This is a genomic window from Agrococcus sp. TSP3-2-1 (genome assembly GCF_049897585.1).
Lineage (GTDB): Bacteria > Actinomycetota > Actinomycetes > Actinomycetales > Microbacteriaceae > Agrococcus.
In genome coordinates, this window is record NZ_JAFCWN010000006.1 from 74590 (window position 1) to 100399 (window position 25810).

Sequence of the window (25810 nt, forward strand, 5' to 3'; positions counted from 1 at the left end):
CGCCATGGAGATCGCTGGACGAGGGTTCGCGGCAGGGCTCGGCGCGCTCGGCGCGACGACGATCCGCCGGGCCGAGCGCGGCATCCACCGGCTCGCGAGGCCGGCGACGCTCGCGCTCGCTCCGCTGCTGCTGCGGCAGGGCAAGCAGCTCCAGTCCGCGCTCGTCTGGCTGCCGGAGCCGCGGGGCCGCCGCTGGGGCACTGTCGGCGAGATGCGTGGCGGCGAGGCGCGTGGCGGCGAGCCCCTGCGACTGCTCCTCGTCGGCGACTCCACCGCGACGGGCGTCGGTACCGAGCGGCTCGAGGACGCGCTCGCGGTGCGGCTCGCCGAGCAGCTCTCCACCCTCGCCGACCGGAGCGTCGCGTGGCGCATCGAGGGCCAGGAGGGCTCGACCGCCGCGGCGGTGCTCGAGCGGCATCTCGCGGTCCTCGACGAGCAGGCGCACGAGCCGTTCGACGTCATCCTTCTGCTCGTCGGCGCGAACGACGCGCTCCAGCTCGTGCGCCGCGGCGCGTTCTCGGCGACCGTGCGATCGCTCCTCGACGGGCTCCGCCGGCACCTGCGGCCGACCGGGGTGCTCGGCGTCGCCGGCGCGCCCCAGATCGACACCTTCGAGTGGCTGCCGCAGCCGATCCGCTCGCTGCTCGGCGGCCACGCGCGGAGCCTCGACGACGCGCTGCAGCGCATCGCCGCCGCGGCACCCGACGCCATCCACCTGCCGACGCCCGCGATCCTCGAGCCCCGGTGGCACGCCCCCGACGGCTTCCACCCCTCCGCCGCGGGCTACGCGCTGTGGGCCGGGCTCATCGCGCCGGCGATCCACGACGCGCTCGAGGCGCGCGCGCCCGCGCCCGCCGCCGACGACCCGGCGACCGTGCGCCGCGGCATCGTGCCGCCCTACCTGCTCGAGCGGCTCGCCGCTGCCGACGTGCCCGCCGCCCGCGTCGCCGCCCGCACGCTCGGGGTCGACCACGGCGTGCGCGTCGAGCGGGCCGCCGGCCGCACGCGACGGGGACTGGGGCTCCCGGTGCCCGCGCGCATCCCCGGCGAGCCGGCGCCGGACCGCGTGATCAGCGATGCGCGCGGCACGACGACCCTCCCCGGCGACGAGGTGCGCACGGAGGGCGGCCCCGCGACGGGCGACACGGCTGCCGACGAGGCCTACGACGGGCTCGGCGCCGCCTGGCGCATGCTGCTCGAGGCGTTCGGGCGCGACTCGCTCGACGGTCGGGGCATGCCGCTGCGCGCGACCGTGCACTACGGGAAGCGCTACGACAACGCCTTCTGGGACGGCGAGCGCATGGTGTTCGGCGACGGCGACGGCGAGGTGTTCGCCGGGTTCACCGGCGCGATCGACGTCATCGGGCACGAGCTCGGGCACGGCGTCATCGCGGCGACCGCCGACCTCGTCTACCGCGACCAGCCCGGCGCGCTCAACGAGTCGATCGCCGACGTGCTCGGCTCGCTCGTGAAGCAGCACTCGCTCGGCCAGGACGCCGTCGAGGCGGATTGGCTCATCGGCGCGGGCGTCTTCACCGATCGCGTGCAGGGCGTCGCGCTGCGCTCGATGGCCGCGCCCGGCACCGCCTTCGACGACCCCGTGCTCGGCAAGGACCCGCAGCCGGGCCACATGCGCGACTTCGTCGTCACGCGCGACGACCTCGGCGGCGTGCACATCAACTCCGGCATCCCCAACCGCGCGTTCCACCTCGTCGCCACCGCGATCGGCGGCCCCGCGTGGGAGGCGCCGGGCCGGATCTGGTTCGACGCGCTCACGGGCGGCCTCTCGGCCGAGGCCGACTTCGTCGCGTTCGCACGGGCGACCGAGGCGGCCGCCGAGGCGAGGTTCGGGGCGGGTGCGCGCGAGACCGAGGCGGTGCGCGCGGCGTGGCGCGAGGTCGGCGTGACCGAGGGCGCGGCGCCGGACGCGCCGATCGAGGACGCGGTGCGCGTCGCGCGCACGGGCGGGATGCTCGGCCGCACGCGCGCCGCGACCCTCGAGCTCGAGATCATCCCGGGCGAGGATCGCGATCGGCTCGACACCCTCGTCGCCTCGGGCGTGCTCGCCGAGCTCGACGGGCAGGTGCTGCCCGACGCGCCGCTGTGGCGCGTGACGATCGAGACGCGCTGCGACGTCACGGTCGCCGAGCCCCTCCTGCCCGACGAGGTGCTCTCGCTCTTCCGCCGGCTGCTCGAGCTCGACGAGCGCTGACGCCTCAGCGCCTCGACGCGCGCTTCGCCGCCTCGACGACCTCGACCATGTAGGGGGCGACGACCTCGCGGCTCACGCGGCAGTCGGCGAGGAAGACGCCCTCCGCCCCGCTCGCGAGCCACGACTCGAGGTGGCGCAGGTCGTCGAGCGACTCGATCACCGCGGCTTCGGCGCCGAAGCCGCGCGCGACCGCCGCGAAGTCGACCTGCTCGATGAGCATCGGCTCCTCGGCGACGCCGCGCACCGCGTACTGGTGGATCTCGGCGCCGTAGGCGGCGTCGTTCACGAGCACGATGACGCCGTGCCGCACGGAGCGCACGACCGAGTCGAGGTCGGCGATGCCCATGAGCGCGCCGCCGTCGCCCGAGACGAGCACGATCGTCGACTCGGGTCGCGCGACGCCCGCGCCGACCGTGCTCGGGAAGCCGAGCCCGATCGTCTGGAACGCGGTGCCGACGAGCAGCAGCCGCTCGGGGTCGGCGACCGAGAGGTGCGTGGGCGCCCAGCCGATGAAGTGGCCGCCGTCCGAGACGATCACGCGGTCCTCCGGCAGGATGCGCTCGAGCGCGTGGAAGAGGCTGCGGGGGTCGAGCCGGCCGTCGGGCGCGAGCGCCTCGCCCGGCTCGCGATCCCGCTGCGCACCCGTGACGTCGCCGAAGCCGGCCTCCGCCCACCCGGCGTCGCCCGGCGCAACCGTCGCCTCGGTGCCGACGAGCGCGACGAGCGCGTCGGCGACGAGCCGCGCGTCGCCGCGCACGTGCTCGTCGACGCGCGGGTTGGTCGCCGCCTCGAGCACGTCGACCTGCACGATGCGCGCGTCGGGCGCGAACGCGTCGCCGAAGCGGGTCTGGAACTGGTTGAGGCCCGCGCCCATGACGAGCACGACGTCGGCGCGCTCGATCGCGCCCGCCGCGCGCTCGGAGGCGAAGCCGCCGGAGATGCCGAGGTGCCGGTGGTCGTCCGCGAAGATGCCGCTGCCGAGCACGCTCGAGGCGGTGCGGGCGCCGAGCGCCGCGGCGAGGGCGCGCAGCGGCTCGGCGGCGCCGGCGAGGTGCGCGCCGCGGCCCGCGAGCACGAGCGGCCGCCGCGCCTCGAGGAGCTGCTCCGCCACGCCCGCGAGCTGCTCGGCATCGATCGAGAGGAACGGCTCGGCGGGCGCGGCGACGTCGGGCTCGCTCGCGCCCTCCTCGACCTCGAGGTGCGCGATGTCGTACGGGACGGCGAGCACGACCGGCCGCCGCTCGACGAGGGCGGTCTCGGCCGCGCGGCGGGCGGCCGAGGCGGCGCCGGCGCGCGTCGCGACGATCGTGGGCGCCCCGACGGCGGTCGCGACCGCCTGCTGGTCGATGTCCCACGGCCGCGGGCCGGCCGTCGGCTGGTCGCCGACGACGAGCACGAGCGGCACGCGCGCGATCGCGGCCTCGGCGAGGGGCGTGATGGCGTTCGTGTAGCCCGGGCCGTAGGTCGTCGTGGCGATGGCGAGCGCGCCGCTCGCCCGGTGGTGCGCGTCGGCGGCGGCGACGGTCGCCGCCTCGTGGCGCACGGTCGTCACGGCCATGGCCCCGCGGCGCACGACGGCGTCGAGGAACCACGCGTTCCCGTTGCCCATGAGCGCGAACACGACGGATGCGTGGCGCTCGAGCTCGGCGGCGATCGCGGCGGAGACGGTGGTCGCCGTCGCGGCGTCGAGGTCGGCGGTCGAGGTGGCGGTGTCTGACACGGTGAGCTCCAGGAAGTCCGGAGGCTCGCGCGGCACGCACGGAGCCTCGAGTGAAGGATCCATGTGTGTCGCGCGCGGAGCGCGTGGTCGCCTTTGTCGTGACCGGCGCCGTGGGCGCCTGACACGCATGATGCTAGCCGAGCGCCGCCCCGTCGCGGAACGCCGCTCGCGCGGCGGTCGGCGGCGCGAGTCGCGCGTCGTCGAGCGGGCACGCCGAGCCATTCGCTCTCGGCGCCGACACGCGCCCGCCGCCGCGCCCGAGCGCCGGGCGCGTGGTTGCATGGCTGGCATGCCCCCGCTGCCCCGAGCCCTTCGCGTGGGGTTCGCGGTCTCGGGCACGGCGCTCGCGGTCAACCTGGTCGCGGCGGTGCTGCTCGACCTCGAGCTCGGCGATCCGGCGCTCCTGACGCTCGCTCGCGACGTGACGATGTGGCTGCTCGCGCTGCCGATCGCGATCGCGCTCCTCGTCATGGGCGCGTGGCGGCACGCGGCGGGCATCTGCCACGTCGCGGCGGTGCTGCTGTGCTGGCTCGGCGACGGGCTCGGCTCGCTCACGGGCGAGACGGTCGTGCTGCTCGGGCTGTTCCCGCCCGCCGCCGTCGCGTTCCTCGCCGCGCTGTGGCCGTCGCGGCGCCGCTCGCTCGCGTGGGGGTGGGCCGCGATCGGCTACGGCATCGTCGGCGCCATCTCGGGCGGCGTCATCGCGATCGGCGCCGGCCCGCTCGCGGTGCCGGTGCTGCTCTACGCGCTCCTCATCGCCGCCGTCGCGGCGTTCGCGGCGATCGACACGGCCGGCCTGCTCGGCGGGCTGCTCATGCTCGCGGGCGTGCTCGTGCTCGGCATCGGCCTGTTCCTGATCGAGATCCCGGATGCGCTGCGCGCCTTCGCGGTGCTCGTCCTGTACGTCCTCGGGCAAGCGCTGCTCGCGGTGAGCCTCCAGCAGCGGCTCGGCCTCGCTCGCGCGCTCCCCGAGCGCGCCTGACGTCAGCGGCCCTCGGCCCAGAGCCGCTGCATCGCCTCGAGCACGGTCAGCACCGCCGGCACCCGCTCGGCGCCGTGCCGGTGCCGGAGCGAGACGGTGCGGCCCGAGCCGTCGGCGAGCGGCGCCACGACGACGTCGTCGCGCGTGAGCACCCGCAGCGCCATGTCGGGCAGCAGGGTGACCGATCCGGTCGCGGCGACGAACGACTGCGCGGCGACGAAGTCGTCGGTCTCGAAGTGGATGCGCGGGGCGAAGCCCGCGTCGGTCGCGAGCGCCTCGAGGTGGGAGCGGCACCGCTCGCAGCCGCCGACCCACTCGGCGCCGGCGAGCGCCGCGAGGTCGACCGGCGCGCCGCTCGCGAGCTCGTGCGAGGCGGGCAGCACGATGCGCGAGGGGTCGGGGCCGAGCTCGATGCGCGCGAGCTGCACGTCGTCGTGCAGCTCGTCGTACTCGAAGGCGACCGCGACGTCGGCGTCGCCGGCGAGCACGGCGTCGATCGCCTCCGGCGGCTCGAGCTCGATGACGCGCGCGGTGAGCCCCGGCACGGCGAGCCGCGCCGCCGCGATCGAGCGCGGCACGAAGTCGGCGAGCGCCGAGGGGAACGCAGCGATCGTGACGCTCCCGGCGCCCTCGGCGAGCGACGCGAGCTCGGCCTCCGCCGAGCCGAGCAGCCCGGCGATGCCGTCGGCGTGGCGCAGCAGCCGCTCCCCTGCCTCGGTGAGCGTGACGCCGGTCGACGAGCGCAGCAGCAGCGCCTGGCCCACCTCCTCCTCGAGCAGGCGGATGTGCTGGCTCACGGCCGGCTGCGTCCACCCGAGCACCCGCGCCCCGCCCGAGACGGAGCCCTCGCGCGCGACGGTGCGGAAGATCAGGATGCGTCGCGGATCCAGCTGCATGGCTCCAGCATGCCGCACCGCGCCGTCCATGGCGCACCCAGGCTCGCGGGCTACGCTCGCGGCCATGGACGAGCAGATCGAGATCGTCGACAATCCGACTTCGCGGCGCTTCGAGGCGCGCGTCGACGGCGCTCTCGCCGGCTTCGCCGACTACCGCGACGCCGACGACGTGCGCGCCTTCCCCCACACGGAGGTCGACCCGTCCTTCGGCGGGCGCGGCATCGGCTCGCGGCTCGTCGACGAGGCGCTCCGCGCGACGATCGCCGACGGCAAGCGCATCCGGCCGCAGTGCTCGTTCGTCGTGGCGCGCGCGGCGCTCGACGAGTTCGCCTCGCACCGCGCCTAGGCGCTAGCCCTCCCCGAAGCCGCCGTCCGCGAGCTCGCGGATCGCCGCGATCGCCTCGCTCGCCTGCGGCCCGGTCGCCTCGAACCGCGCGATCGCGCCGCGATCGAGGCCGAGCGCCAGCACGCGCAGCAGGCTCGAGGCGTCCACGCCGTTCACGGTCACCTCGGCATCGAAGCCGCTCGCCGTGCGCACGAGCAGCGATGCCGGCCGCGCGTGCAGCCCGTGCTCGTTCGCGAGCTGGAGCTCGAGCACCGCGGCGCCGTCCTCCGGCGCGACGACCGCCCCGCCTCCGGCGGCCGGTGCACCGGTCGGCTCCGATCGCGCCGCTTGCGGCCCCGACTCGGCAGCGGCCACGACCTGGTCGAGGCCCGCGCCGCCCTCGGCTGCGACCGCCGCGGCGACCGCGCCCTCGACGAGCGGCGCGTCGGCGATGCGGATGCGCTCGGGCGCGTCGGCGAAGTCGAGCGCGGTCTGGGCGGTCAGCACCGCCGAGCCCAGGTCGCACAGCACGACGACCCCGTCGCCCGAGTCGGCCTCGCCGATCGCGGCCTGCACGCGGTCGAAGCTCGTGCCGAGCGAGCCGTCGTCGGTGCCGCCGGCCGCGGCGAGCACGACGCTCGGCGCCATCTGGGCGGCGAGCTCGACGACCCCCTCGGCGATGCGCGCCGAGTGCGAGACGATCACGAGCCCGACGGTCACGCCGTCTCCGCGGCCGCAGCGAGGATGAGCGAGGTCGACTCCGCGCCGGGATCCCGGTGTCCGATGGCACGCTCGCCGAGGTAGGAGGCTCGCCCCTTGTGCGCCACGAGCGGCTCGGTCGCGAGCGCTCCTTCCGCGGCCGCGGCGGCGGCGGCCGAGAGCGTCGCGCGCACGTCGTCGCCGGCCGCCGAGGCCGCCTCGACGGCCGGCGTCCACGCATCCACCATCGTCTTGTCGCCCGACTCGGCCTTGCCGCGCGCGACGATGCCGTCGCGCGCCGCCGTGAGCACCTCGACGAGCGCAGCGGCGTCGAGCTCGTCGCGGTCGCCCGCCGCCATCGCCGCCTTGAGGAACGCGGTGCCGTAGAGCGGGCCCGCGGCACCGCCGACGGTCGAGATGAGCGTCGTCGCGACGAGCTTGAGCACCGCGCCGGGCGTCGCGCCGTCGTCGAGCGCGTCGAACCTGCCGAGCACCGCCTGGAACCCGCGGTCGAGGTTCTCGCCGTGGTCGGCGTCGCCGATCGCGCGGTCGAGCGCCGTCAGCTCGGCCTTGCGGCGCGAGACCTCGGCGGCGACCGCCTCGATCCAGCGGCGCGTCCAGGCGCCGTCGAGCGTCACCGATCCGTCGCCGCTCAACGGCCCCACCGCAGCGCCGCCGTCTGCACCGGGGCGTCGTAGAGCTCGAGCAGGTCGTCGTCGACCTGCAGGAGGGTGATCGACACGCCCTGCATCTCGAGGCTCGTCACGAAGGAGCCGACGAGCGAGCGCGCGAGCACGATGCCGCGGTCGGCGAGCACCTCCGCCGCGCGACGGAAGACGATGTAGAGCTCCGACTGCGGTGTGCCGCCCATGCCGTTGACGAGCAGCACGACGCGATCGCCCTGCTGGAAGGGCAGGTCCTCGAGGATCGGCTCCATCAGGCGATCGACGATGCGGTCGGCGGGCTCGAGCGCGATGCGCTCCCTGCCGGGCTCGCCGTGGATGCCGATGCCGATCTCGACCTCGTCCTCGGCGAGCTCGAAGCTCGGCTCGCCCGCGTGCGGCACCGTGCACGGGGCGAGCGCCATGCCCATCGAGCGCGTCCTGCCGTTGACGGCGCGAGCGATCTCGGCCACCTGGTCGAGGCTGTCGCCGCGCTCGGCGGCCGCACCCGCGAGCTTCTCGACGAGCATCGTGCCGGCGACGCCGCGGCGCCCCGCGGTGTAGAGGGAGTCCTTGACCGCGACGTCGTCGTCGACGATGACCGACTGGACCTCGATGCCCTCCGCGAGCGCGAGCTCGGCCGCGGTCTCGAAGTTCAGCACGTCGCCCGTGTAGTTCTTGACGATGTGCAGCACGCCGGCGCCCCCGCTCACCTGCCGGGTCGCCTCGAGGATCGGGTCGGGCGTCGGGGAGGTGAACATCGCCCCCGGCACGGCAGCGTCGAGCATGCCGAAGCCGACGAAGCCGGCGTGGAGCGGCTCGTGGCCCGAGCCGCCGCCCGAGACGAGGCCGACCTTCCCGTTGAGCGGCGCATCGGCGCGCACGACCGCGAACGGCGGGTCGACGACGACGCGCACGAGGTCGGGGTGCGCCGCGGCGAATCCCGCGAGCCCCTCGTCGACCGTCTTGCCTGGATCGTTGATGAGCTTCTTCACTTGAGCCTCTCCTTCGAAGTCTGCGGCGCTCCTCACGCTACGCCGGGAGGATCCGCGAGTCGAGCAGGAATCACAACCGGTTCCGGTCGACGATCCTGACGGTTACAGTGTGGCTACCGCTCGAGCGAGCGGTACGAGCGATGATGCTCGTGGAAGAGAAAGCAGGGACCTGTGGATCTGAACCCCGGTCTGGTATTCCTCTCGGAGCTCGTGGGCACCGCGATGCTCGTGCTGCTCGGCTGCGGCGTCGTCGCGAACGTCGTGCTGAAGGGCACGAAGGGCTTCGGCGGCGGCTTCCTCATGATCAACTTCGGCTGGGGCTTCGCGGTCTTCGCGGGCGTCATCGTGTCGATCTACTCGGGCGCCCACATCAATCCGGCCGTCACCCTCGGACTGCTCGCGCAGGACCTCGCGAAGGGCACGGACTACAACTGGGCGCTGCTGCCGATCTACCTCGGCGCGCAGTTCCTCGGCGCGTTCCTCGGCGCGGTGCTGTGCTGGCTGGCCTACAAGCAGCACTTCGACGTCGAGGAGGACCCGGGCGCGAAGCTCGGCACCTTCTCGACCGGCCCGGCGATGCGCTCGACCGGCTGGAACCTCGTCACCGAGATCATCGGCACGTTCGTGCTCGTCTTCGTCGTGATCGCCTTCGGTGCGCAGAACGGCGACGCGGATGCGTCGGTGCCGGCCGGCCTCGCCTCGCTCGGCGCGCTCCCCGTCGCGCTCCTCGTCGTCGGCATCGGCGCCTCGCTCGGTGGCCCGACGGGGTACGCCATCAACCCGGCGCGCGACCTCGGCCCGCGCATCGCCCACGCGGTGCTGCCCATCCGCGGCAAGGGATCGAGCGACTGGGGCTACTCGTGGATCCCGATCGTCGGCCCCGTCATCGGCGGCGTGCTCGCAGGCCTGCTCGCGCCCACGATGATCGCCGGCGTCGCCGGCTTCACAGCCTGAAGGCACGAGGAGGGGGCCCGCCGGGCTCCCTCCTCCCCCTCGACCACCGCAACCGTCACCGAACCAAGGAGCACTGATGACCGATTACGTCATCGCGATCGACCAGGGCACGACCTCGACCCGCGCGATCCTCTTCGACCACGCCGGGAGCATCGTCTCGACCGGCCAGCTCGAGCACGAGCAGATCTTCCCGCACGCCGGTTGGGTCGAGCACGACCCGAAGGAGATCTGGAACAACACCCGCGAGGTGATCGGCCAGGCCCTCTCGAAGGCCAACGTCACCCGCCACAACGTCAAGGCGATCGGCATCACCAACCAGCGCGAGACCGCGGTGGTGTGGAACAGGACGACGGGCGAGCCCGTCTACAACGCGATCGTGTGGCAGGACACCCGCACGCAGAAGATCGTCGATCGCCTCGCGGACGGCGACACCGACCGCTACAAGCAGAAGGTCGGCCTGCCGCTCGCGACCTACTTCTCGGGCACGAAGATCGTCTGGATCCTCGAGAACGTCGAGGGCGCGCGCGCGGCCGCCGAGGCGGGCGAGCTGCTCTTCGGCACGACCGACTCGTGGGTGCTGTGGAACCTCACGGGCGGCGTGAACGGCGGCGTGCACGCGACCGACGTCACGAACGCGTCCCGCACGCTCTTCATGGACCTCGAGACCCTCGAGTGGGACGACGAGATCCTCGCCGACTTCGGGGTGCCGCGCTCGATGCTGCCCGAGATCAAGCCGTCGTCGGGCGAGTTCGGCGTCGCGGCGTCGGAGTCGCTGCTGCGCGAGACGCCGATCACCGGCATCCTCGGCGACCAGCAGGCCGCGACGTTCGGCCAGGCCGCGTTCGACAAGGGCGAAGCCAAGAACACGTACGGCACCGGCAACTTCCTCATCTTCAACACCGGCGAGGAGATCGTCCACTCCAAGAACGGGCTGCTGACGACGGTCGGCTACAAGATCGGCGACGAGCCGACCCACTACGCGCTCGAGGGGTCGATCGCGGTGACGGGCTCGCTCATCCAGTGGCTGCGCGACAACCTTGGCCTCATCCCCGACGCACCGGCGGTCGAGCAGCTCGCGAAGAGCGTCGACGACAATGGCGGCGCGTACTTCGTGCCGGCGTTCTCGGGCCTCTTCGCGCCCTACTGGCGACCGGATGCGCGCGGTGCGCTCGTGGGTCTCACCCGCTACGTCAACAAGGGCCACATCGCGCGCGCGGCCCTCGAGGCGACCGCGTTCCAGACCGCCGAGGTCGTCGACGCGGTGAACGCCGACTCGGGCGTCGACCTCACCGAGCTCAAGGTCGACGGCGGGATGATCGCGAACGACACCCTCATGCAGTTCCAGGCCGACGTCCTGCGGGTGCCGGTCGTCCGGCCGGTCGTCGCAGAGACGACGGCGCTCGGCGCCGCGTACGCCGCCGGGCTCGCGGTCGGCTTCTGGGGCTCGCTCGACGAGCTGCGCCAGCAGTGGCAGGAGGACCGCCGCTGGGAGCCGCAGATGGACCAGGACGCGCGCGACCGCACGTACCGCAATTGGAAGAAGGCGGTGCAGAAGACGCTCGACTGGGTCGACGAGGACGTCGAGTAGCGCCGCAGCGAGCGAGGGCGGGGCGGCGAGAGCCGCCCCGCCCTCGCGTCTGCGCGCGAGTCAGACCGCGCGCTGCGCCGGGTCGCTCAGCCAGATGACGGCACCGGCGATCGCCAGGATGACGAGTGCCGTGCGGGCCGTGGAGACGGCGATGACGACGGAGCACCACCAGTCGTCGGCCTCCGAGAGCCGTCCGCGCGACGTCGGCTGCTTCGCGGAGATGGCGACGGCGAGTGCGAGCAGGTCGAGGCAGCACAGCATCGCGACGACCGCGACGCGCACGCGCGGGCGCTCGCCGGTGCGGTGCGGGCGACCGGAGCCGTGCGGCTCGGCGACGTTCGCGACCGGCAGCAGCGCGCGCATCCAGCCGTCGAGCCACCACGCGAGCAGCACGAGGCTCAGCACGAGGAGCAGCGCGGCCGCGCGCCCCACCGCCTCGTCGATCGAGCTCCCCGCCTCCTGCCACGGGTGCTCGAAGAGCCGCGCGCGGATCGCGGGCAGCGCCCGCGCGAAGAAGGCGGCGCCGGCCATCGCGAAGCCCGTCACGACGACGAGGATCGTGAGCGGGTGCCGCATGCGCACGAGCATCCACGCGACGAGGAGCGTGCCGAAGGAGGCGAAGCTGATCGCGTCGAGCGCGCCGTAGGTCGAGGCGCCGATGAGCGACGTCGACTGCAGCAGCAGCACGGCCGCTTGCGTGCACGCGAAGAGCACGACGCAGTACAGCGCGCCGAGCCGGTAGCTGCGCGAGGCCGGCGCGACGATCGTCGCGAGCACGAGCAGCAGCACGCTGATGCCGCGCAGCGTGAGCGACGGGGCGAGCTCCGGCGGTCGATGCAGCAGCAGCGTGAGCCCGTAGCACGACAGCAGCCCGGCGACGGCGAGCGCGACGAGCAGCAGCGAGCGCGACGTGCGGTCCGCCCACGCGAGCGGCCACGCGTGCCACACCTCGGCGCGCGACCACGTCGACTGCCGATCGGCGCGCTCGATCACCCGGCTCATCTCGGCATCATGCTGCAGCGGCGGCGCGCCACGCTTCGAGCGTGCGCGTCGCGGCCCCGGAGTCGATCGCGCCGGCGGCGATCTCGAGCTCCTCGCGCATCCGCTCGACGAGCGGGCGGTCCTTCTGCCGCGGGTCGCCGTCGAGCCGCCACGCGACGAGCGCGGCGGCGGCGTTGAGCAGCACGATGTCTCGCACCGGGCCCGGATCCCCCGCGAGCGTGCGGCGCAGCACGTCGGCGTTGTGCTCCGCGGCGCCGCCGCGCAGGTCGTCGAGCGACGCGCGGCGGATGCCGAGCTCCCGCGGGTCGATGTCGTGCTCGACGACGTCACCGCGAGCGACCTCCCAGAGCTCGGAGTGGCCCGTGGTCGTGAGCTCGTCGAGGCCGTCCTCGCCACGCACGACGAGCGCGGTCGCACCGCGAGTGGCGAACACGCCCACGAACTGCTCGACGATGTGCTTGTCGGCGACGCCGACGAGCGAGACCTCCGGCCGCGCGGGGTTCACCAGCGGGCCGAGGTAGTTGAAGACGGTCGGCACCCCGAGCGCCGCGCGCACCGGCCCCGCGTGGCGGAACCCCGGGTGGAAGCGAGTCGCCCACGCGAACGAGATCCCGGCGCGCTCGAGGATGCGGCGCACCGCGGCCGGGTCGTCGTCGACCGGCACGAGGCCGAGCGCCTCGAGCACGTCCGACGCGCCCGAGGATGAGGAGACGGCGCGATTGCCGTGCTTGAGCACCGGCACGCCCGAGGCCGCGACGACGATGCTCGCGGTCGTCGAGATGTTGACGGTGTGCTGGCGATCGCCGCCAGTGCCGACGATGTCGACGACGCGCGTGTCGCCCGGGAGCGGCACCGCCGCCTCGAGGATCGCGTCGCGGAAGCCGACGAGCTCCTCGGCGACCACGCCCTTCGCGCGCAGCGCGATGAGGAAGCCCGCGATCTGGGCCTCGGAGGCGCGCCCGGCGACCACTTCGGCCATCGCCCACTCGGCCTGCCGGATCGCCAGGTCGTCGCCGTCGAGCAGGGTCTCGAGCACGCATGGCCAGGTCAAGAGGCGATCCATGGCTCGAGCCTATCTTTTTGCGCTCGACTGGCTCGTCCGGTCACTACGGCCCGTAGAACTGTCACTAGGATGGACATCGTGTCCACTACTGCGCTCTCCTCGTCGCCCTCAGCGCCGATGATCCGCCGGCCGAACACCGTGGCGGTCGGCACCATCGTCTGGCTGGGCAGCGAAGTCATGTTCTTCGCCGGCCTCTTCGCGATCTACTTCACGCTCCGGTCCATGTCGGGCGATCTGTTCGCGACCGAGGCCGAGAAGCTCAACGTGCTCTTCGCCACGGTCAACACGACGATCCTGCTGCTGTCGAGCTTCACGTGCCAGGCGGGCGCGAACGCCGCCGAGCACCACCAGGCGTTCCGCACCGGGCGAGCGCTGCAGTTCTCCAAGTGGGGCATGGTCGAGTGGTTCTACCTGACCTACGCCATGGGAGCGATCTTCATCATGCTCCAGGTCTTCGAGTACGTGGAGCTCGTGCACCACGGCGTCGCGATCGAGTCGAACTCGTACGCCTCGGCGTTCTACCTCACGACCGGCTTCCACGGCCTGCACGTGACTGGCGGGCTCTTCGCCTTCCTCTTCGTGATCGGCCGCGCCTACGCGGTCAAGCGATTCGGGCACAAGGAGGCGACGAGCGCGCACGTCATCTCCTACTACTGGCACTTCGTCGACGTGGTCTGGATCGGCCTGTACCTCGTCATCTACTGGCTCAAGTAACGGTTGGGTGAGGATCTTGACAGCACGCAAGAAGACCGGACGCAGGCACCCGCTCGCCAGCGCCGCCCTGCTCATGATCGGGCTCGTCGTCGCCGGTGGCGCGTCGGTCGCGGTGAGCAGCGTCGCGAACGCTGAGCCCGCCGTCGCACCGCACGCGCAGCAGCTGACCGCCGAGGACGGCGAGCTGCTCTTCCGCGCGAACTGCGCCTCGTGCCACGGCCTCGAGGCCGAGGGCACCGAGGCCGGGCCGAGCCTCATCGGCGTGGGCGCCGCATCCGTCGACTTCCAGGTCATGACCGGGCGCATGCCGATGGCCTTCCAGGGCCCGCAGGCCGAGCAGCGCGACCCGCAGTTCACGCAGGAGCAGTCCGACGCCATGGGCGAGTACATCGCCGCGCTCGCGCCCGGCCCCGACGTGCCCGACGCCGAGTGGCTCGACGTCAGCCAGGTCGACGACGAGGGCATCGCCCGCGGCGGCGAGCTCTTCCGCATCAACTGCGCGATGTGCCACAACGTCGCCGGCGCCGGCGGCGCGCTCACCGAGGGCAAGTGGGCCCCGCACCTGCGCGACATCGCCCCCGTGCACGTCTACCAGGCGATGCTCACGGGCCCGCAGAACATGCCCGTCTTCAACGACGCGAACATCAGCCCCGAGCAGAAGCGCGAGATCATCGCGTACCTCTCCTACCTCGATGAGAACCCGTCGGTCGGCGGTTTCGACCTCGGTAGCCTCGGCCCGGTGTCGGAGGGCCTGTTCATCTGGATCTTCGGCCTCGGCGGCCTCGTCGCCGTGTCCGTGTGGCTCACCTCGAGGCCGAACTGATCCATGGCGAACGACAACGAGAGGAACAGCATGTCGGCTGAAGACCAGTCGGCTCCCAGCGAGCAGGGCGTCGTCGCCTACGACCGCGGTGCAGCGATCGAGCAGTCGGACGGGTTCAAGAACCCGGGGCTGCCGCCGCACCGCCCGCGCCAGACCGACCTCCACCCCGAGAAGGAGCGCCGCGCCGAGCGCCAGGTCGTCGCGTGGTTCCTGCTCTCGATGCTCGGGTCGGTGCTCGCGATCGTCGCGTACATCGCCCTGCCGATCGAGCCGGGCAACATGGCGAGCGTCCGGGCGAACAACCTCTACCTCGGCCTCGCGATCGCGCTCGCGCTCCTCTCCGTCGGCATCGGCGGCATGCACTGGGCGCGCCAGCTCATGAGCAGCCACGAGGTCGTCGAGGAGCGCCACCTGTCGCGCGGCTCCGAGAAGAGCCGCGCCCGCGCCGTCGAGATCTTCGAGCTCGGCGACCAGGAGTCGGGCTTCTCGCGCCGCACGCTCATCCGCAACACCCTCATCGGCGCTGTCGCGCTCATGCCGCTGCCCGCGATCGTGCTGTTCCGCGACCTCGCGCCCGCCCAGGACGCCGTCGAGGCGATCGCGCACACGATGTGGACCGAGGGCGAGCGCCTCGCGCTCGACCCGACCGGGACCCCGATCCGCGCGGACGACGTCACGATCGGCTCGGCGTTCCACGTCATCCCCGAGTCGCTCAAGGACCTCGGCCACAACGAGGGCTACCTCGACCAGAAGGCGCTCGCCGCCGTGCTGCTCGTCCGGCTCCCGGTCGACCGCCTCAAGGAGGCGCCCGGCCGCGAGGGCTGGTCGTACGACGGCATCGTCGCGTACTCCAAGATCTGCACGCACGTCGGGTGCCCCGTGGCCCTCTACGAGCAGCAGACGCACCACCTCCTCTGCCCGTGCCACCAGTCGACGTTCGACGTCACCGAGCACGCGAAGGTCGTCTTCGGTCCCGCGAAGCGGCCGCTGCCGCAGCTGCCGATCACGGTCGACGCGGAGGGCTACCTCATCGCCCAGCGCGACTTCACCGAGCCCATCGGCCCGTCGTTCTGGGAGCGCCTGAACCACATCGACCCGGACCACGTGCCGGTGTCGGCTGCTGAGACGGAGACCCGCGCATGACCGCGACCGCCACGCGCCCCAGCCTCACCGCGCAGGCGTCGAACTACCTCGACGAGCGCACCAGCATCTCGACCCTCGTGGCCACCCTCGGCCGGAAGGTCTTCCCGGACCACTGGTCGTTCATGCTCGGTGAGGTCATCCTCTACTCGTTCGTCGCGATCCTGCTCTCCGGCACGTTCCTGACGTTCTTCTTCGAGCCCTCGATGACCGAGGTGCACTACGAGGGCTCCTACGTGCCGCTCAAGGGCGTCGCGATGTCGGCGGCGTACGCCTCGGCGCTCGACCTCTCGTTCGACGTGCGCGGCGGCCTGCTCATGCGCCAGCTGCACCACTGGGCTGCGCTGCTGTTCATCGCGGCGATCGGCCTGCACATGCTGCGCGTGTTCTTCACGGGCGCGTTCCGCAAGCCGCGCGAGATCAACTGGGTGGTCGGCTTCGTCCTGTTCATCCTCGCGCTCGCCGAGGGCTTCACGGGCTACTCGCTCCCCGACGACCTGCTCTCGGGCAACGGCCTCGCGATCATCAACGGCATGGTCAAGGGCATCCCGATCGTCGGCACCTGGATCTCGTACCTGCTCTTCGGCGGCGTGTTCCCGGGCGATGACATCGTGCCGAGGCTCTTCGTGCTGCACATCATGCTGCTGCCAGCGCTCGTGATCGCGTTCATCGGCATCCACCTCGTGCTGATGGTCATCAACAAGCACACGCAGTTCGCCGGCCCGGGCAAGACCAACGACAACGTCGTGGGCGCGCCGATCATGCCGCTGTTCGCGGCGAAGGCCGGGTCGTTCTTCTTCATCGTGTTCGGTGTGCTCGTCGCGATCGCCTCGACATTCACGATCCTGCCGCTGTGGGAGTACGGGCCCTACGACCCGTCCCCCGTCTCCGCCGGCACGCAGCCCGACTGGTACATCGGCTTCGCCGACGGCGCCCTGCGCCTGATGCCGGGCTGGGAGACCGAGATCTTCCGCTGGACGATCTCGTGGAACATCCTGATCCCGATCGCGGTGCTGGGGCTGTTCATCGTGCTCGTCATGGTCTACCCCTTCATCGAGCAGTGGATCACGGGCGACAAGCGCGAGCACCACATCGCCGAGCGTCCCCGCAACAACCCGACGCGCACGGCCATCGGCGCCGCCGGCGTCTGGTTCTACGCGATCCTGTGGGCGGGCGCCTCGTCCGACCTCATCGCGACGCACTTCCGCCTCAACGTGTTCCACGTCACCTACGGGCTGCAGGCGCTGCTCATCCTCGGAACGGTCGTCGTGTACTGGCTCACGAAGCGCATCGCCCTCGGCCTGCAGAAGAAGGATCGCGAGATCCTGCTGCACGGCTACGAGACCGGCCGCATCGTGCGCCGTCCCGGCGGCGAGTTCGTCGAGGTGCACCAGCCGCTCGACGAGTACGAGGCGTGGAAGCTCAAGGCCTACGAGTCGTACGCCCCGGTCATGGTCCGCCCGAACGCGAAGGGCCGGATCACGCCGGCGACGCACGTCCGTGCCGCGCTCACGCGCTGGTTCTTCGAGGACCGCGTGAGCCCCGTGACGCCGCGCGAGCTCGAGATCGCGAAGCGGCACGACGACCACTAGGTCGACGACTGCAGGAGGGCCCGGGATGATTCCCGGGCCCTCCGTCGTTGTCCCGGGCATGCCCCTCGAGTTCGGAGTCCACACGTTCGCCGCCGTCCCGGAGCAGGACGGTGCGCCTGTCCCCCACTCGCAAGTGCTCCGCGACGTGGTCGCGGAGGGCGTCGCCGCCGATCGCGCGGGTCTGGCGTTCTTCGGCGTCGGCGAGCACCACCGCGCCGACTTCGCGGCGAGCGCGCCCGAGATCGTGCTGGGCGGGCTCGCGACCGCGACCGAGCGCATCCGGCTCGGCACCGCCGTCACCGTGCTCTCGTCGAACGACCCGGTGCGCGTCTTCGAGCAGTTCTCCACCCTCGACGGCATCTCGAGCGGCCGCGCCGAGATGATCGTCGGCCGCGGCTCGTTCGTCGAGTCGTTCCCGCTGTTCGGCTACCGGCTCGAGGACTACGAGGCGCTCTTCGACGAGCGGCTCGAGCTGCTCGCGGAGCTCGTGCGGGAGGAGCCGGTCACGTGGTCGGGCCGGCTGCGCTCCCCGCTGACCGGCCAGCGCGTGCACCCGCGCTCGCACGCGGCGGAGCGCGGCGAGCGCATCCCCGTCTGGGTCGGCGTCGGCGGCACCCCCGACTCGGTCATCCGCACTGCCCGCCACGGCTTCGACATGATGCTCGCGATCATCGGCGGCAGCCCGGCGCAGTTCGCGCCGTTCTCGGGGCTCTACCGGCGCGCGATGGAGCAGTTCGGCCACCAGGGCGGGCGAGTCGGCATGCATTCCCCCGGGCTCGTCGCCGAGACGGACGAGGAGGCCAAGCGCATCCTCATGCCGCAGTGGATGGTCTACCGCAACCGCATCGGGCGCGAGCGCGGCTGGGGCGACGCGACCGAGCGCGAGTTCGAGGCGAGTGCCGCCGAGCACGGGGCCAACTTCGTCGGCAGCCCCGAGACGGTCGCGCAGAAGATCGTCTGGGCGGTCGAGACGCTCGGCGTCGAGCGCTTCGACCTCAAGTACGACTCCGGCACGTCGCACGAGGACAACCTGCGCTCGATCGAGCTGTTCGGCAGCGAGGTCGTGCCGCGCGTGCGCGCGCTGCTCGACCGCTAGGCCGAGGGGGCCGCCGCGCCGAGCACCGACTCGGCGCGCTCGAGCAGGCGCTGCGCCGCGGCGGCCCCGCGGTCGTCGCCGCGGCCGGCGTTGGCGAGCGCGTGGCCCAGCAGGTGCGTCGCGGCGATCGCGGCCACGCGCACGTCGCCGCGCCAGCCCGCCTGGAGCTCGTCGGCGAAGGCTGCGAGCGCACCCACCGAGGGCGAGCCCGCGTCGCGCTCGACCGACGAGACGACGACGTGGCCGAAGAGCGCCCCGCGATCGTCGGCGGGGTCGCCGAGGCCAGCGGTGTCGATGTCGAGGATGCCGGTGATGCGCGACGGGTCGTCGTCAGCGACGAAGACCTGGCCGAGGTGCAGGTCGCCGTGGATCGTCACGGGGCGCGGCACGCTCGTCGCGGCGTAGCGCTCGGCGACGATCGCGGCAAGCCTCGAGGTCTGGCGCGCGAAGACGGGGGCCGTCTCCTCCATCCGCTCGGCGTACCAGTCGACGCGTCGCGCGAGCGACTCGCGCGCGCCGACCGTCACCGGCACTTGCGCGATGTGCTGGGTGAGCTCGTCGAGGCCGCGCGCGAAGCGCGCTCGATCGATGCGCTCGAACACGTCGATCGCGGGCGTCCCGGGCAGCTCGCCGAGCAGCACGAGACCGGCGTCGGAGAAGCCGATCGAGCGCGGCACCGGCACGCCCGCGGCGCGGAAGCGCTCGTGCAGGTCGTGGATGGTCGCGGCGAGCGACGGATGCACGACCTTGGCGAACCAGCGCTCGGTCGCCGTCGCGACCTGCAGCACGGCGCGCTTGCCGGGACGGTACGCCTCCATCCGGAGCGTCGCGCCCTCGGCGGCGATGCCGAACTTCGCGAGCACGACGCCCGCGGCCTCCGGGTAGGAGACGGCGGGCAGCGACGGCAGCGAGGGATCCTGCGGGTAGACCCACGCGGTGAGCCGTCGGCCTGCGGCGTCGAGCAGCTCAACGGTGTGCTCGTCGACCGGGGCGCTCGGCGACGTGTTGACGTAGATCGTCAACCGCTCGATCGCATCCTCCCGCGTGCGCACACCGCACGCGTAGCCCACGACGAAGCCCTCGCTCACGGGCTCGACATCCTTCTGCTGGAAGTCGACGAGCTCGCGGCCGCTCTCGGCGACGAGTCGCGAGAGCACTCCGGCGGGATTGTCGAGCATGAGCCCCATCCAACACCCCGGCGCCCTGGCGTGCGCCGAGAGATGCGTATCGTGGTGGCATGCGGTGGCTCGAGCGGTTCACGACCGGCGAGCAGGACTCATGGCTCCAGGTGCTCAAGGTCGCGGTCGCGATCGTCGTCGCCTGGATCGCCAGCTGGCTGCTGCTCGGCATGGAGCTGCCGATCTTCGCGGCGATCGCCGCGCTGCTCGTCGTCGCGCCGAGCGTCAACCAGTCGCTCGGCAAGGGCATCGGGCGCTCGGTCGGCGTCATCGGCGGCGTGCTGCTCGCGTGGCTCGCGACCCTCGTGCTGCCGACCAACGGCCCCGTCGTGCTCTCCGTCGCGCTCCTGGGCATCGTGCTCGCGCGGCTGCTGCGGCTCGCGCCGATGGCGGCGAACCAGCTGCCGATCAGCGCCATGGTGCTGCTCGCGCTCGGGGCCGGCACCGGTCCGCTCTTCGGCTTCGAGCGCGTCGTCGAGACGATCATCGGCGCCGTCGTCGCGCTCGTCATCAACCTCGTCGTCGTGGCTCCCGTGCACCACGAGCCGGCCGAGCGATCGATGCGCGAGCTCGCCCACGCGGTCGCCGACGCCTTCGAGCGCATCGCCCGCGCCCTCACCGACGCCGACGCGGAGCGCGGCGAGGCGATGCTCGCCGCTGCTCGCGAGCTGCGCGCCGACATCAAGCGCACGCGCGCGGCGATGGACGCGCTCGAGGACTCGACTCGCCTCAACCCCAGGGCGCGGCGGCTCAGCGCCCGCATCGAGCGCGACGAGCGGCTGCTGCTCACCCTCACGGTGCTCGTCAACCGCGCGATCGGGATGTCGCGCACGATCGTCGACCGCTTCGACGCATCCCTCGTCGACGACGCGAGCGTGCGCCGGATCGCGGGCGAGTCGCGCCGGATCGCGAGCGAGGTGCGCACGCTCGTCGATCGGCAGGCGCTCGACGACGGGCGCACGACGACGCTCCCGGCGATCGAGGGGCCGGGCTTCACCGCGCCCATCGCCGTGCCGCGGCCGCACCCGCAGCACTGGGTGCTCATCGGCGCCCTGCTCGAGGATGTGCGTCAGGCGCGCGAGTCGCTCGAGGCCGGGGCGGAGGGCGCGTAGGGCGTCAGCCACTGCAGTCGCCAGAACTCCTCGGCGGTCAGCTCGAACGAGTGCGTGTCGATCGCGACCGCTCGCCGCACCGCGTCGGGGTCGAGGTGGGCGCGCGCGAGGATCGAGACTGCGCTCTGCCCCAGCAGCGACGACTTGCCGTAGTGGATCGCGACGATGTCGGGCGTCGCGGGCGTGTCGGAGACGACGTACGCGCTCGAGAGCAGCCGCGACCGGCCGAGCATGCGCCACGAGAAGTGGCGGCCTGCCCAGAGCGCCTCGGCGATCACCTCGCGGTCACCCTTGTCGGGCCGGTGGTACTCGTAGACCTCGCGCAGCTGCAGCGGCGAGCTCTGCACGAGCTCGAACGTCACTCGCGGGTTCTTGCGCTCCGTGTGCGTCCAGTACGGGAAGGTCGTCGCCCGGATCGCCCACGTGCCGCGCAGCAGGCGAGCGAGCTCTGCGGGGTCGGCGACGCGTGACATGCGATCAGGATAGCCGCCGGATACCCTCGAGAGCATGGTGGACGGTGACCTGCTGCACGCGATCTCGGTGGCCGCGCGCGCCTACGACGGCCGTACCGACCGGCAGGGCGAGCCATACGTCGCCCACGCGATGCGCGTGATGCTCGACGTCGAGGGCGACGAGGCGCGCACGGTCGCGATCCTCCACGACGTGCTCGAGTGGGGCTCGATCACCGCCCAGCAGCTCGTCGGCGAGCGGTTCCCGCCGCGCGTCATGCGCGCGATCGATGCGATGACGCGCCGCGACGAGGAGCCGCTGAAGACCTGGATGGCGCGCATCCAGGGCGACGAGCTCGCGCTCGAGGTCAAGCGCGCCGACCTCCGCGACAACGCGCAGCAGTGGCGCCTCGACTCGATGCCCGACGCGGCGACGCGCGAGAAGATGCTGCGGAAGTACCGGCGCTCGGCCGAGCTGCTCGGCACGACGCTCGACGAGATCTGCGGCCGCGAGGTCAGCTGAGCCCGCGGGCTCCGGCTACCAGATGCCCCACGGGCGGCGGCGCACCCGGCGCTCGATCGGCAGCAGCAGGCGCAGGAAGAGCCGGTAGCGGCGCGCGTCGAGCACGAGGTCGTGCGTCGGCAGGTGGTCGACGATCGGCCCGAAGACGCGCTTGAAGACGCCCGGCCCGTGCAGTCGGTGCGACGTGTCGTCCGCTTGCCACGAGGGCGGCGTCGCGTAGGCGTCGTAGACCTCCGCGCCCTGCGCCTTGAACCACTGCATCGCCGTCCAGCGGATCAGGTGCGCCCCGCCGCGGATCGCGCGATCGGGCACCGAGCCGCCGTCCTTCGCGAGTGCGAAGCGTCCGAAGCGGATCATGAAGGCGGATGCCTGGGGCCCGTCGTGCGCGCCGTCGTACCCGAACCAGAAGTGGCCGCTCCCCTGCGCGACGGCAGCGCTCCACATCGTGCGGTAGTACTCGAAGGGCTTCATGCCCTCGACGCCCTTGCCGCCCGAGACGGTCTGCATGAGCGCGTACATCGTGCGGTACGTCTCCTCGCCTGGCTCGACCTTCTCGACGCGGTAGCCGTTGCGCTCGGCGTAGCGGATGTGGTTGCGCAGGCTCTTCTTGAACCCGGCGAAGATCTCGTCGACCGGGCGGGTGAGGTCGACGAGCACGGTGTAGGTGTTCTGCTGCACGGGGTTCGCCGCGCGGTAGCCGCTCGCCGCGAGCGCCTGTCGACGCTCGCGGGTGTCGACCTCGAACGGCTCGACCTTGACGGCGTAGACGCCCTTCGCCGCGCCGTCCTTCGCCGCGCGGATCGCCTGGGCGATCGCGCCGAAGTGCTCGAACGATGCACCGGGCCCGGTCGCGAAGTACCAGAATCGGCCCGCGAGCGAGCGGTGCTCGAGCGCGAGCGCGTAGACGGTCTCGGGGCCCTCGAGCACGAGGTGCCGCGGGTGGAGGCGCTCGGTGCGCTTGACGATCGCGTAGGCGCTCGACTGCGTCCACTGTCCGCCGTCCGGGTTCGTCAGCACGAGTGCGTCCCAATCGGCGATCTCCGCCGCGGTCGCGTCGCGGAGCGCGAAGCCCGACCCCTGCATCATTCCTCCATCACCAGCCGCACCATCACCAGACACCCGTGTACCGCTTCTTCACTCGCCACTCGACGGGCCGCACGTACTTCCGCCACACCTGCTGCGCACCGGGCCGCAGCACGAGGTCGTGGCTGGGCGCGAAGTCGACCACCTCGCCGAACTGCTGCTTGAAGCGGCTGAGCCCCGCCATCCAGTGGTCCGGGTCGTCCTTCGCCCACGTCGGCGGTGCGCCCATCATGTCGAGGCCCGCGAAGCCCCGCTCGCGGTAGTGCTTGACGCGCGTCCAGCGGCCGAGGTGCGCGCCGCCCTCGATGAGGCGGTCGGGCCGCGAGCCCTCGTCCTTGTCGATCGCGATGCGGCCGAACGGGATCGTGAAGGTCACCGTCTGCGGCCCGTCGCCGCCGTCGCGGCCGAGCCACCAGTCCGCTTGCCCGCGCTTCGTGAACGCGCGCCAGATCGTCTTGTAGTAGTCCTCGCCGCGCATGCCCTCGAGGCCCTGCCCGCCGCGGATCGTCTGCATCCGCTGCCACGCGAGGTCGAAGAGCGCCTCGTCGCCCTCGACGCGCTCGACCGTGAAGCCGTCGCGCTCCGCGCGGCGGATGAGCTTCCGCGCCGTCTTCGAGAACGAGGCGAGGATCTCCTCCTCGCTGCGCTCGAGGTCGATGATCACCGTGTGCGTGTGGAGCTGCACGTCCTCTGCCTGCGCGAGCCCGGCATCCGCGAGCATCGAGAGCGACGCCGCGTCGCGCGGGAGCCTCGGCTCGAGCTTGACCGAGATCAGCCGTGGGTGCTCGCGCTCGACGAACTCGCGCGTCGCGCGCACGACCGCGGCCATGTCGGGGTGGAAGGGCGCGCTCGGGAAGTACCAGAAGCGGCCGATCCAGGCGTTCCGCTCGAGCGCGAGCGCGAAGACGGGCTGCTCCGCGTCGAAGACGAGGTGGTGGGTCTCGAAGCCGTCCCAGCGCTTGAGCTCGGCGAACGCGAGCGTCTGGGTGAACTGGCCGCCGTCGGGGTTCGAGAGCACGAGCTCGTCCCAGTCGCGCAGCTCCGCCTCGGTCGCCCGTCGCAGTCGCATGTCGGTCATCGCAGCGTGTCCGGGCCCTTCTTGATGCGCCACTCGACGCGCCGCACGACGCTCTCCCACACGCGGTGGCGCGCGGGGTGCAGCACGAGGTCGAACGACGGCAGGAAGCTCGAGATCGGCCCGAAGCGCAGCTTGAACTGCGCGAGGCCGTGGAACGGATGCGTCGGGTCGTCGGCGCGCTCGGGCGGCGGCGTGCCGGCGAGGTCGAAGGCGAGCTTGCCCTCGGCCATGCAGTCCTGCATCGCCGTCCACAGCAGCAGCGCCGAACCGCCGTTGATCTTGCGGTCGGGCCGCGAGCCGCCGTCCTTGTAGACCGCGGTGCGACCGGCGGTCGTGACGAAGATGCCGGCTTGCGGCTCGCCCGAGTCGTCGTCGTAGCCGAAGTAGAAGCGGCCGGTGCCGGCCTTCGCGAACTCGCCCCAGAAGCGGTCGTAGTAGGCCCGCTCGCGCATGCCCGCCATGCCCTTGCCGCCCGCGACGGTCAGCATCATCGCGTGCATGCGGTCGAACGTCTCCTGCGTCGGCTCGGGCCGCTCGACGCGGTAGCCCTTCTTGAGCGCTCCGCGCACCTGCCGACGGATCATCTGCGAGAACGAGGCGAAGAGCGCCTCCTCGCCCTGCGAGAGGTCGAGCACGACCGTGTGCGTCATGACCTGCATGTCGCGGCTCCGCTCGAGGCCGAGCGCGACGAGCTCGTTGATGCGCTCGGGGCTCCGCTCGAGGTGCGGCTCGATCTTCACCACGAGCAGCCCCGGCTCGGCCTTCGCGAACTCGCGGAGCCCCTCGACGACGGGTGCCATGTCGGTCGCCGTCGGCCCCATCGGCAGGTACCAGTAGCGGCCGAGCGACACCTTCCCCTCGAGCGCGAGGGCGTGGATGCGCTCGGTCGGCTCCCCGGTCGGCGTGCTGGCGGGCAGCGGGGCATCGATGACGAGGTGCACGGGCTCAAGCCCGTCGAAGCGCTTCGTCGCCGCGAACGCGCTCGACTGCACCATGTGGCCGCCGTCGGGGTTCGCCTCGATGAGCGCATCCCACTCGGCGATCTCGCCGGGGGTCGCGCGACGGACGACAGCTGCAGCGGGCATGGAACCTCTCGGTCGGGGGATCCCCCAGCCTACGACGAGGGCGAGGGGGCGGTCGTCGGCTCGCCGCGCAGGTCGCGCACGAGCAGGGTCGCGCCGACGACCGCGACGGGGGTCGCGACGACCGCGACGCCCGGCACGAGCAGCAGCAGGTACGCGACCATGCCGAAGCCGGTCGAGCGCCAGCGGTGCGCGGCGAGCAGCGCGCGGCGCTCCTCGAGGCTCAGCCCGCGGGCATCGCCTGCGTAGCCCGTGAGCTCGCGCGCGAGCGCCCGGCCGCCGAGCACCGCGCCGACGACGAGGCCGAGCACCGTGCCGACGAGCGGGATGAGCCCGACGAGGAAGACCACGAGCGCCGTGCCGATCGCCATGCCGATGAGCACGACCGCGTCGCGCAGCCCCTTCGCCGCCGAGCGCCAGAAGCCCGCATCGGGCGCCTCGCCCACGCGGCCGAGCCGCTCGTCGATCTCGCGCGAGATGCGCTCGTAGAAGGGATCGCCGACGGCGAGCGTGATGGCGGCGAAGGTCAGCACGCACAGCACGATGACGCCGACCATGAGCCCGAGTGCGAGGGCGACGCGGAGCGCGCCCGCCCAGCCCGGATCCCAGCCGTCGGCGAAGGGGGTGAGCCACGTCGCCCAACCGCCCACCTGGAAGCTCACGACGATCACGACGGCGAGCATGAGCGCGCCGACGATGAGCGCCGGCACGGCGCCGAGCAGCATGAGCCGCGGGTCGCGCGCCCAGGTGCCGAAGCCGCGCAGCAGCAGGCCGGCGCCGGCGAGCAGCTCGGAGATGCGGTTGCCCATGCCGCCATGCTCGCACGGGGCTGCCCCGCTCGT

The 25810-nt window shown here is 72.6% G+C and carries 25 protein-coding genes; 12 read left to right on the forward strand and 13 right to left on the reverse strand.

Annotated elements, in window-relative coordinates; translation table 11 throughout:
• Positions 1 to 4 precede the first annotated feature (4 nt).
• Positions 5 to 2212, forward strand: a complete 2208-nt coding sequence (locus ACP7BI_RS10075) for a protealysin inhibitor emfourin (protein ID WP_425845760.1) — start codon at positions 5 to 7, stop codon at positions 2210 to 2212.
• A 4-nt stretch (positions 2213 to 2216) separates the two neighbouring features.
• On the opposite strand, the gene ACP7BI_RS10080 is transcribed toward ACP7BI_RS10075, so the two are convergent.
• Positions 2217 to 3932, reverse strand: a complete 1716-nt coding sequence (locus tag ACP7BI_RS10080; RefSeq protein ID WP_425845763.1) for a thiamine pyrophosphate-binding protein — start codon at positions 3930 to 3932, stop codon at positions 2217 to 2219.
• A gap of 289 nt (positions 3933 to 4221) precedes the next feature.
• On the opposite strand from ACP7BI_RS10080, the gene ACP7BI_RS10085 reads away from it, so the two are divergent.
• Positions 4222 to 4914 carry a lysoplasmalogenase family protein gene (locus tag ACP7BI_RS10085; protein WP_425845766.1) on the forward strand — a complete coding sequence of 231 codons (693 nt, stop codon included), beginning with the start codon at positions 4222 to 4224 and terminating at the stop codon, positions 4912 to 4914.
• A gap of 2 nt (positions 4915 to 4916) precedes the next feature.
• Here ACP7BI_RS10085 and ACP7BI_RS10090 read toward each other — a convergent pair whose 3' ends face one another.
• Positions 4917 to 5810 carry a LysR family transcriptional regulator gene (locus ACP7BI_RS10090; RefSeq protein ID WP_211449276.1) on the reverse strand — a complete coding sequence of 298 codons (894 nt, stop codon included), beginning with the start codon at positions 5808 to 5810 and terminating at the stop codon, positions 4917 to 4919.
• Positions 5811 to 5874: 64 nt separating this feature from the next.
• On the opposite strand from ACP7BI_RS10090, the gene ACP7BI_RS10095 reads away from it, so the two are divergent.
• Complete coding sequence (locus ACP7BI_RS10095) at positions 5875 to 6156, forward strand: GNAT family N-acetyltransferase (RefSeq protein ID WP_425845770.1); 282 nt, start codon at positions 5875 to 5877, stop codon at positions 6154 to 6156.
• Between the two features lie 3 nt (positions 6157 to 6159).
• Here the strand turns inward: ACP7BI_RS10095 and dhaM are convergent, their stop codons facing one another.
• Genes dhaM through dhaK form a run of 3 tightly spaced genes read right to left on the reverse strand, consistent with a single transcriptional unit; the run spans position 6160 to position 8491 of the window.
• Positions 6160 to 6855 (reverse strand): dihydroxyacetone kinase phosphoryl donor subunit DhaM, encoded by a 696-nt coding sequence (gene dhaM, locus ACP7BI_RS10100; protein WP_425845773.1) that lies wholly within the window; start codon positions 6853 to 6855, stop codon positions 6160 to 6162.
• Positions 6852 to 7472, reverse strand: a complete 621-nt coding sequence (dhaL, locus tag ACP7BI_RS10105) for a dihydroxyacetone kinase subunit DhaL (protein ID WP_425846041.1) — start codon at positions 7470 to 7472, stop codon at positions 6852 to 6854. The genes dhaM and dhaL overlap by 4 nt, the downstream gene beginning before the upstream one ends.
• Positions 7473 to 7486: 14 nt before the next feature.
• Positions 7487 to 8491 carry a dihydroxyacetone kinase subunit DhaK gene (gene dhaK, locus ACP7BI_RS10110; protein ID WP_425845776.1) on the reverse strand — a complete coding sequence of 335 codons (1005 nt, stop codon included), beginning with the start codon at positions 8489 to 8491 and terminating at the stop codon, positions 7487 to 7489.
• A 222-nt stretch (positions 8492 to 8713) separates the two neighbouring features.
• Here dhaK and ACP7BI_RS10115 point away from each other — a divergent pair, with 222 nt between their 5' ends.
• Positions 8714 to 9445 carry an MIP/aquaporin family protein gene (locus ACP7BI_RS10115; RefSeq protein ID WP_425846042.1) on the forward strand — a complete coding sequence of 244 codons (732 nt, stop codon included), beginning with the start codon at positions 8714 to 8716 and terminating at the stop codon, positions 9443 to 9445.
• Positions 9446 to 9521: 76 nt separating this feature from the next.
• Positions 9522 to 11033, forward strand: a complete 1512-nt coding sequence (gene glpK, locus ACP7BI_RS10120) for a glycerol kinase GlpK (RefSeq protein ID WP_425845779.1) — start codon at positions 9522 to 9524, stop codon at positions 11031 to 11033.
• 60 nt (positions 11034 to 11093) lie between these two features.
• Here the strand turns inward: glpK and ACP7BI_RS10125 are convergent, their stop codons facing one another.
• Positions 11094 to 12035, reverse strand: a complete 942-nt coding sequence (locus tag ACP7BI_RS10125; protein ID WP_425845782.1) for a hypothetical protein — start codon at positions 12033 to 12035, stop codon at positions 11094 to 11096.
• Positions 12036 to 12042: 7 nt separating this feature from the next.
• Positions 12043 to 13098, reverse strand: coding sequence for an anthranilate phosphoribosyltransferase (gene trpD / locus ACP7BI_RS10130; RefSeq protein ID WP_425845785.1), 1056 nt, complete (start codon positions 13096 to 13098; stop codon positions 12043 to 12045).
• A 69-nt stretch (positions 13099 to 13167) separates the two neighbouring features.
• Between trpD and ACP7BI_RS10135 the strand changes: the two genes are divergently transcribed.
• From ACP7BI_RS10135 to ACP7BI_RS10155, 5 genes are read left to right on the forward strand one after another with little or no spacing between them, the layout of a single operon-like run.
• A complete protein-coding gene (locus ACP7BI_RS10135; protein ID WP_425845788.1) occupies positions 13168 to 13812 on the forward strand; it encodes a cytochrome c oxidase subunit 3 in 645 nt (214 codons plus the stop codon).
• 7 nt (positions 13813 to 13819) lie between these two features.
• Positions 13820 to 14635 carry a c-type cytochrome gene (locus ACP7BI_RS10140; protein ID WP_425845791.1) on the forward strand — a complete coding sequence of 272 codons (816 nt, stop codon included), beginning with the start codon at positions 13820 to 13822 and terminating at the stop codon, positions 14633 to 14635.
• A gap of 30 nt (positions 14636 to 14665) precedes the next feature.
• Positions 14666 to 15778 carry a Rieske 2Fe-2S domain-containing protein gene (locus ACP7BI_RS10145; RefSeq protein WP_425845794.1) on the forward strand — a complete coding sequence of 371 codons (1113 nt, stop codon included), beginning with the start codon at positions 14666 to 14668 and terminating at the stop codon, positions 15776 to 15778.
• Entirely contained in the window at positions 15775 to 17367 is a 1593-nt protein-coding gene (locus tag ACP7BI_RS10150; protein ID WP_425845797.1) for a cytochrome b, read from the forward strand. Before ACP7BI_RS10145 ends, ACP7BI_RS10150 begins: the two co-directional genes overlap by 4 nt.
• Before the next feature lie 58 nt (positions 17368 to 17425).
• Positions 17426 to 18463, forward strand: coding sequence for an LLM class flavin-dependent oxidoreductase (locus ACP7BI_RS10155; RefSeq protein ID WP_425845800.1), 1038 nt, complete (start codon positions 17426 to 17428; stop codon positions 18461 to 18463).
• Here ACP7BI_RS10155 and ACP7BI_RS10160 read toward each other — a convergent pair.
• Positions 18460 to 19641, reverse strand: a complete 1182-nt coding sequence (locus ACP7BI_RS10160; protein WP_425845802.1) for a phosphotransferase family protein — start codon at positions 19639 to 19641, stop codon at positions 18460 to 18462. The genes ACP7BI_RS10155 and ACP7BI_RS10160 overlap by 4 nt on opposite strands.
• Before the next feature lie 59 nt (positions 19642 to 19700).
• Here ACP7BI_RS10160 and ACP7BI_RS10165 point away from each other — a divergent pair, with 59 nt between their 5' ends.
• A complete protein-coding gene (locus ACP7BI_RS10165) occupies positions 19701 to 20753 on the forward strand; it encodes an FUSC family protein (RefSeq protein WP_425845805.1) in 1053 nt (350 codons plus the stop codon).
• Here the strand turns inward: ACP7BI_RS10165 and ACP7BI_RS10170 are convergent.
• On the reverse strand, positions 20711 to 21226 hold the full coding sequence (locus ACP7BI_RS10170) for a hypothetical protein (protein ID WP_425845808.1): 516 nt from the start codon (positions 21224 to 21226) through the stop codon (positions 20711 to 20713). The two genes, ACP7BI_RS10165 and ACP7BI_RS10170, sit on opposite strands and share 43 nt — an antisense overlap.
• A 34-nt stretch (positions 21227 to 21260) precedes the next feature.
• Here ACP7BI_RS10170 and ACP7BI_RS10175 point away from each other — a divergent pair, with 34 nt between their 5' ends.
• On the forward strand, positions 21261 to 21725 hold the full coding sequence (locus tag ACP7BI_RS10175; RefSeq protein ID WP_425845810.1) for a hypothetical protein: 465 nt from the start codon (positions 21261 to 21263) through the stop codon (positions 21723 to 21725).
• 15 nt (positions 21726 to 21740) lie between these two features.
• Here the strand turns inward: ACP7BI_RS10175 and ACP7BI_RS10180 are convergent, their stop codons facing one another.
• Genes ACP7BI_RS10180 through ACP7BI_RS10195 form a run of 4 tightly spaced genes read right to left on the reverse strand, consistent with a single transcriptional unit; the run spans position 21741 to position 25777 of the window.
• The gene (locus ACP7BI_RS10180) at positions 21741 to 22808 is read right to left on the reverse strand and encodes a lipid II:glycine glycyltransferase FemX (protein ID WP_425845812.1); all 1068 of its coding nucleotides are present in this window, start codon (positions 22806 to 22808) and stop codon (positions 21741 to 21743) included.
• Between the two features lie 25 nt (positions 22809 to 22833).
• A complete protein-coding gene (locus ACP7BI_RS10185; protein WP_425845814.1) occupies positions 22834 to 23886 on the reverse strand; it encodes a lipid II:glycine glycyltransferase FemX in 1053 nt (350 codons plus the stop codon).
• Positions 23883 to 24971: a lipid II:glycine glycyltransferase FemX gene (locus ACP7BI_RS10190; RefSeq protein WP_425845817.1), complete on the reverse strand. Its 1089-nt coding sequence runs from the start codon at positions 24969 to 24971 to the stop codon at positions 23883 to 23885. Before ACP7BI_RS10190 ends, ACP7BI_RS10185 begins: the two co-directional genes overlap by 4 nt.
• Positions 24972 to 25000: 29 nt before the next feature.
• Positions 25001 to 25777, reverse strand: a complete 777-nt coding sequence (locus ACP7BI_RS10195) for an EI24 domain-containing protein (protein WP_425845819.1) — start codon at positions 25775 to 25777, stop codon at positions 25001 to 25003.
• Between the last annotated feature and the right edge of the window lie 33 nt (positions 25778 to 25810).

Bases quoted from the DNA above. Each gene is read 5' to 3' on its own strand.
- glpK (WP_425845779.1), top strand. From the start codon at position 9,522: ATGACCGATTACGTCATCGCGATCGACCAGGGCACGACCTCGACCCGC.
- ACP7BI_RS10075 (WP_425845760.1), top strand. From the start codon at position 5: ATGGAGATCGCTGGACGAGGGTTCGCGGCAGGGCTCGGCGCGCTCGGC.
- ACP7BI_RS10195 (WP_425845819.1), bottom strand. From the start codon at position 25,777: ATGGGCAACCGCATCTCCGAGCTGCTCGCCGGCGCCGGCCTGCTGCTG.
- ACP7BI_RS10165 (WP_425845805.1), top strand. From the start codon at position 19,701: ATGCGGTGGCTCGAGCGGTTCACGACCGGCGAGCAGGACTCATGGCTC.
- ACP7BI_RS10185 (WP_425845814.1), bottom strand. From the start codon at position 23,886: ATGACCGACATGCGACTGCGACGGGCGACCGAGGCGGAGCTGCGCGAC.
- ACP7BI_RS10085 (WP_425845766.1), top strand. From the start codon at position 4,222: ATGCCCCCGCTGCCCCGAGCCCTTCGCGTGGGGTTCGCGGTCTCGGGC.
- ACP7BI_RS10175 (WP_425845810.1), top strand. From the start codon at position 21,261: ATGGTGGACGGTGACCTGCTGCACGCGATCTCGGTGGCCGCGCGCGCC.
- ACP7BI_RS10180 (WP_425845812.1), bottom strand. From the start codon at position 22,808: ATGCAGGGGTCGGGCTTCGCGCTCCGCGACGCGACCGCGGCGGAGATC.
- ACP7BI_RS10145 (WP_425845794.1), top strand. From the start codon at position 14,666: ATGTCGGCTGAAGACCAGTCGGCTCCCAGCGAGCAGGGCGTCGTCGCC.
- ACP7BI_RS10135 (WP_425845788.1), top strand. From the start codon at position 13,168: ATGGACATCGTGTCCACTACTGCGCTCTCCTCGTCGCCCTCAGCGCCG.
- ACP7BI_RS10155 (WP_425845800.1), top strand. From the start codon at position 17,426: ATGCCCCTCGAGTTCGGAGTCCACACGTTCGCCGCCGTCCCGGAGCAG.
- ACP7BI_RS10150 (WP_425845797.1), top strand. From the start codon at position 15,775: ATGACCGCGACCGCCACGCGCCCCAGCCTCACCGCGCAGGCGTCGAAC.
- trpD (WP_425845785.1), bottom strand. From the start codon at position 13,098: ATGGATCGCCTCTTGACCTGGCCATGCGTGCTCGAGACCCTGCTCGAC.
- ACP7BI_RS10190 (WP_425845817.1), bottom strand. From the start codon at position 24,971: ATGCCCGCTGCAGCTGTCGTCCGTCGCGCGACCCCCGGCGAGATCGCC.
- ACP7BI_RS10170 (WP_425845808.1), bottom strand. From the start codon at position 21,226: ATGTCACGCGTCGCCGACCCCGCAGAGCTCGCTCGCCTGCTGCGCGGC.
- ACP7BI_RS10160 (WP_425845802.1), bottom strand. From the start codon at position 19,641: ATGCTCGACAATCCCGCCGGAGTGCTCTCGCGACTCGTCGCCGAGAGC.
- ACP7BI_RS10095 (WP_425845770.1), top strand. From the start codon at position 5,875: ATGGACGAGCAGATCGAGATCGTCGACAATCCGACTTCGCGGCGCTTC.
- ACP7BI_RS10090 (WP_211449276.1), bottom strand. From the start codon at position 5,810: ATGCAGCTGGATCCGCGACGCATCCTGATCTTCCGCACCGTCGCGCGC.
- ACP7BI_RS10125 (WP_425845782.1), bottom strand. From the start codon at position 12,035: ATGAGCCGGGTGATCGAGCGCGCCGATCGGCAGTCGACGTGGTCGCGC.
- ACP7BI_RS10115 (WP_425846042.1), top strand. From the start codon at position 8,714: ATGCTCGTGCTGCTCGGCTGCGGCGTCGTCGCGAACGTCGTGCTGAAG.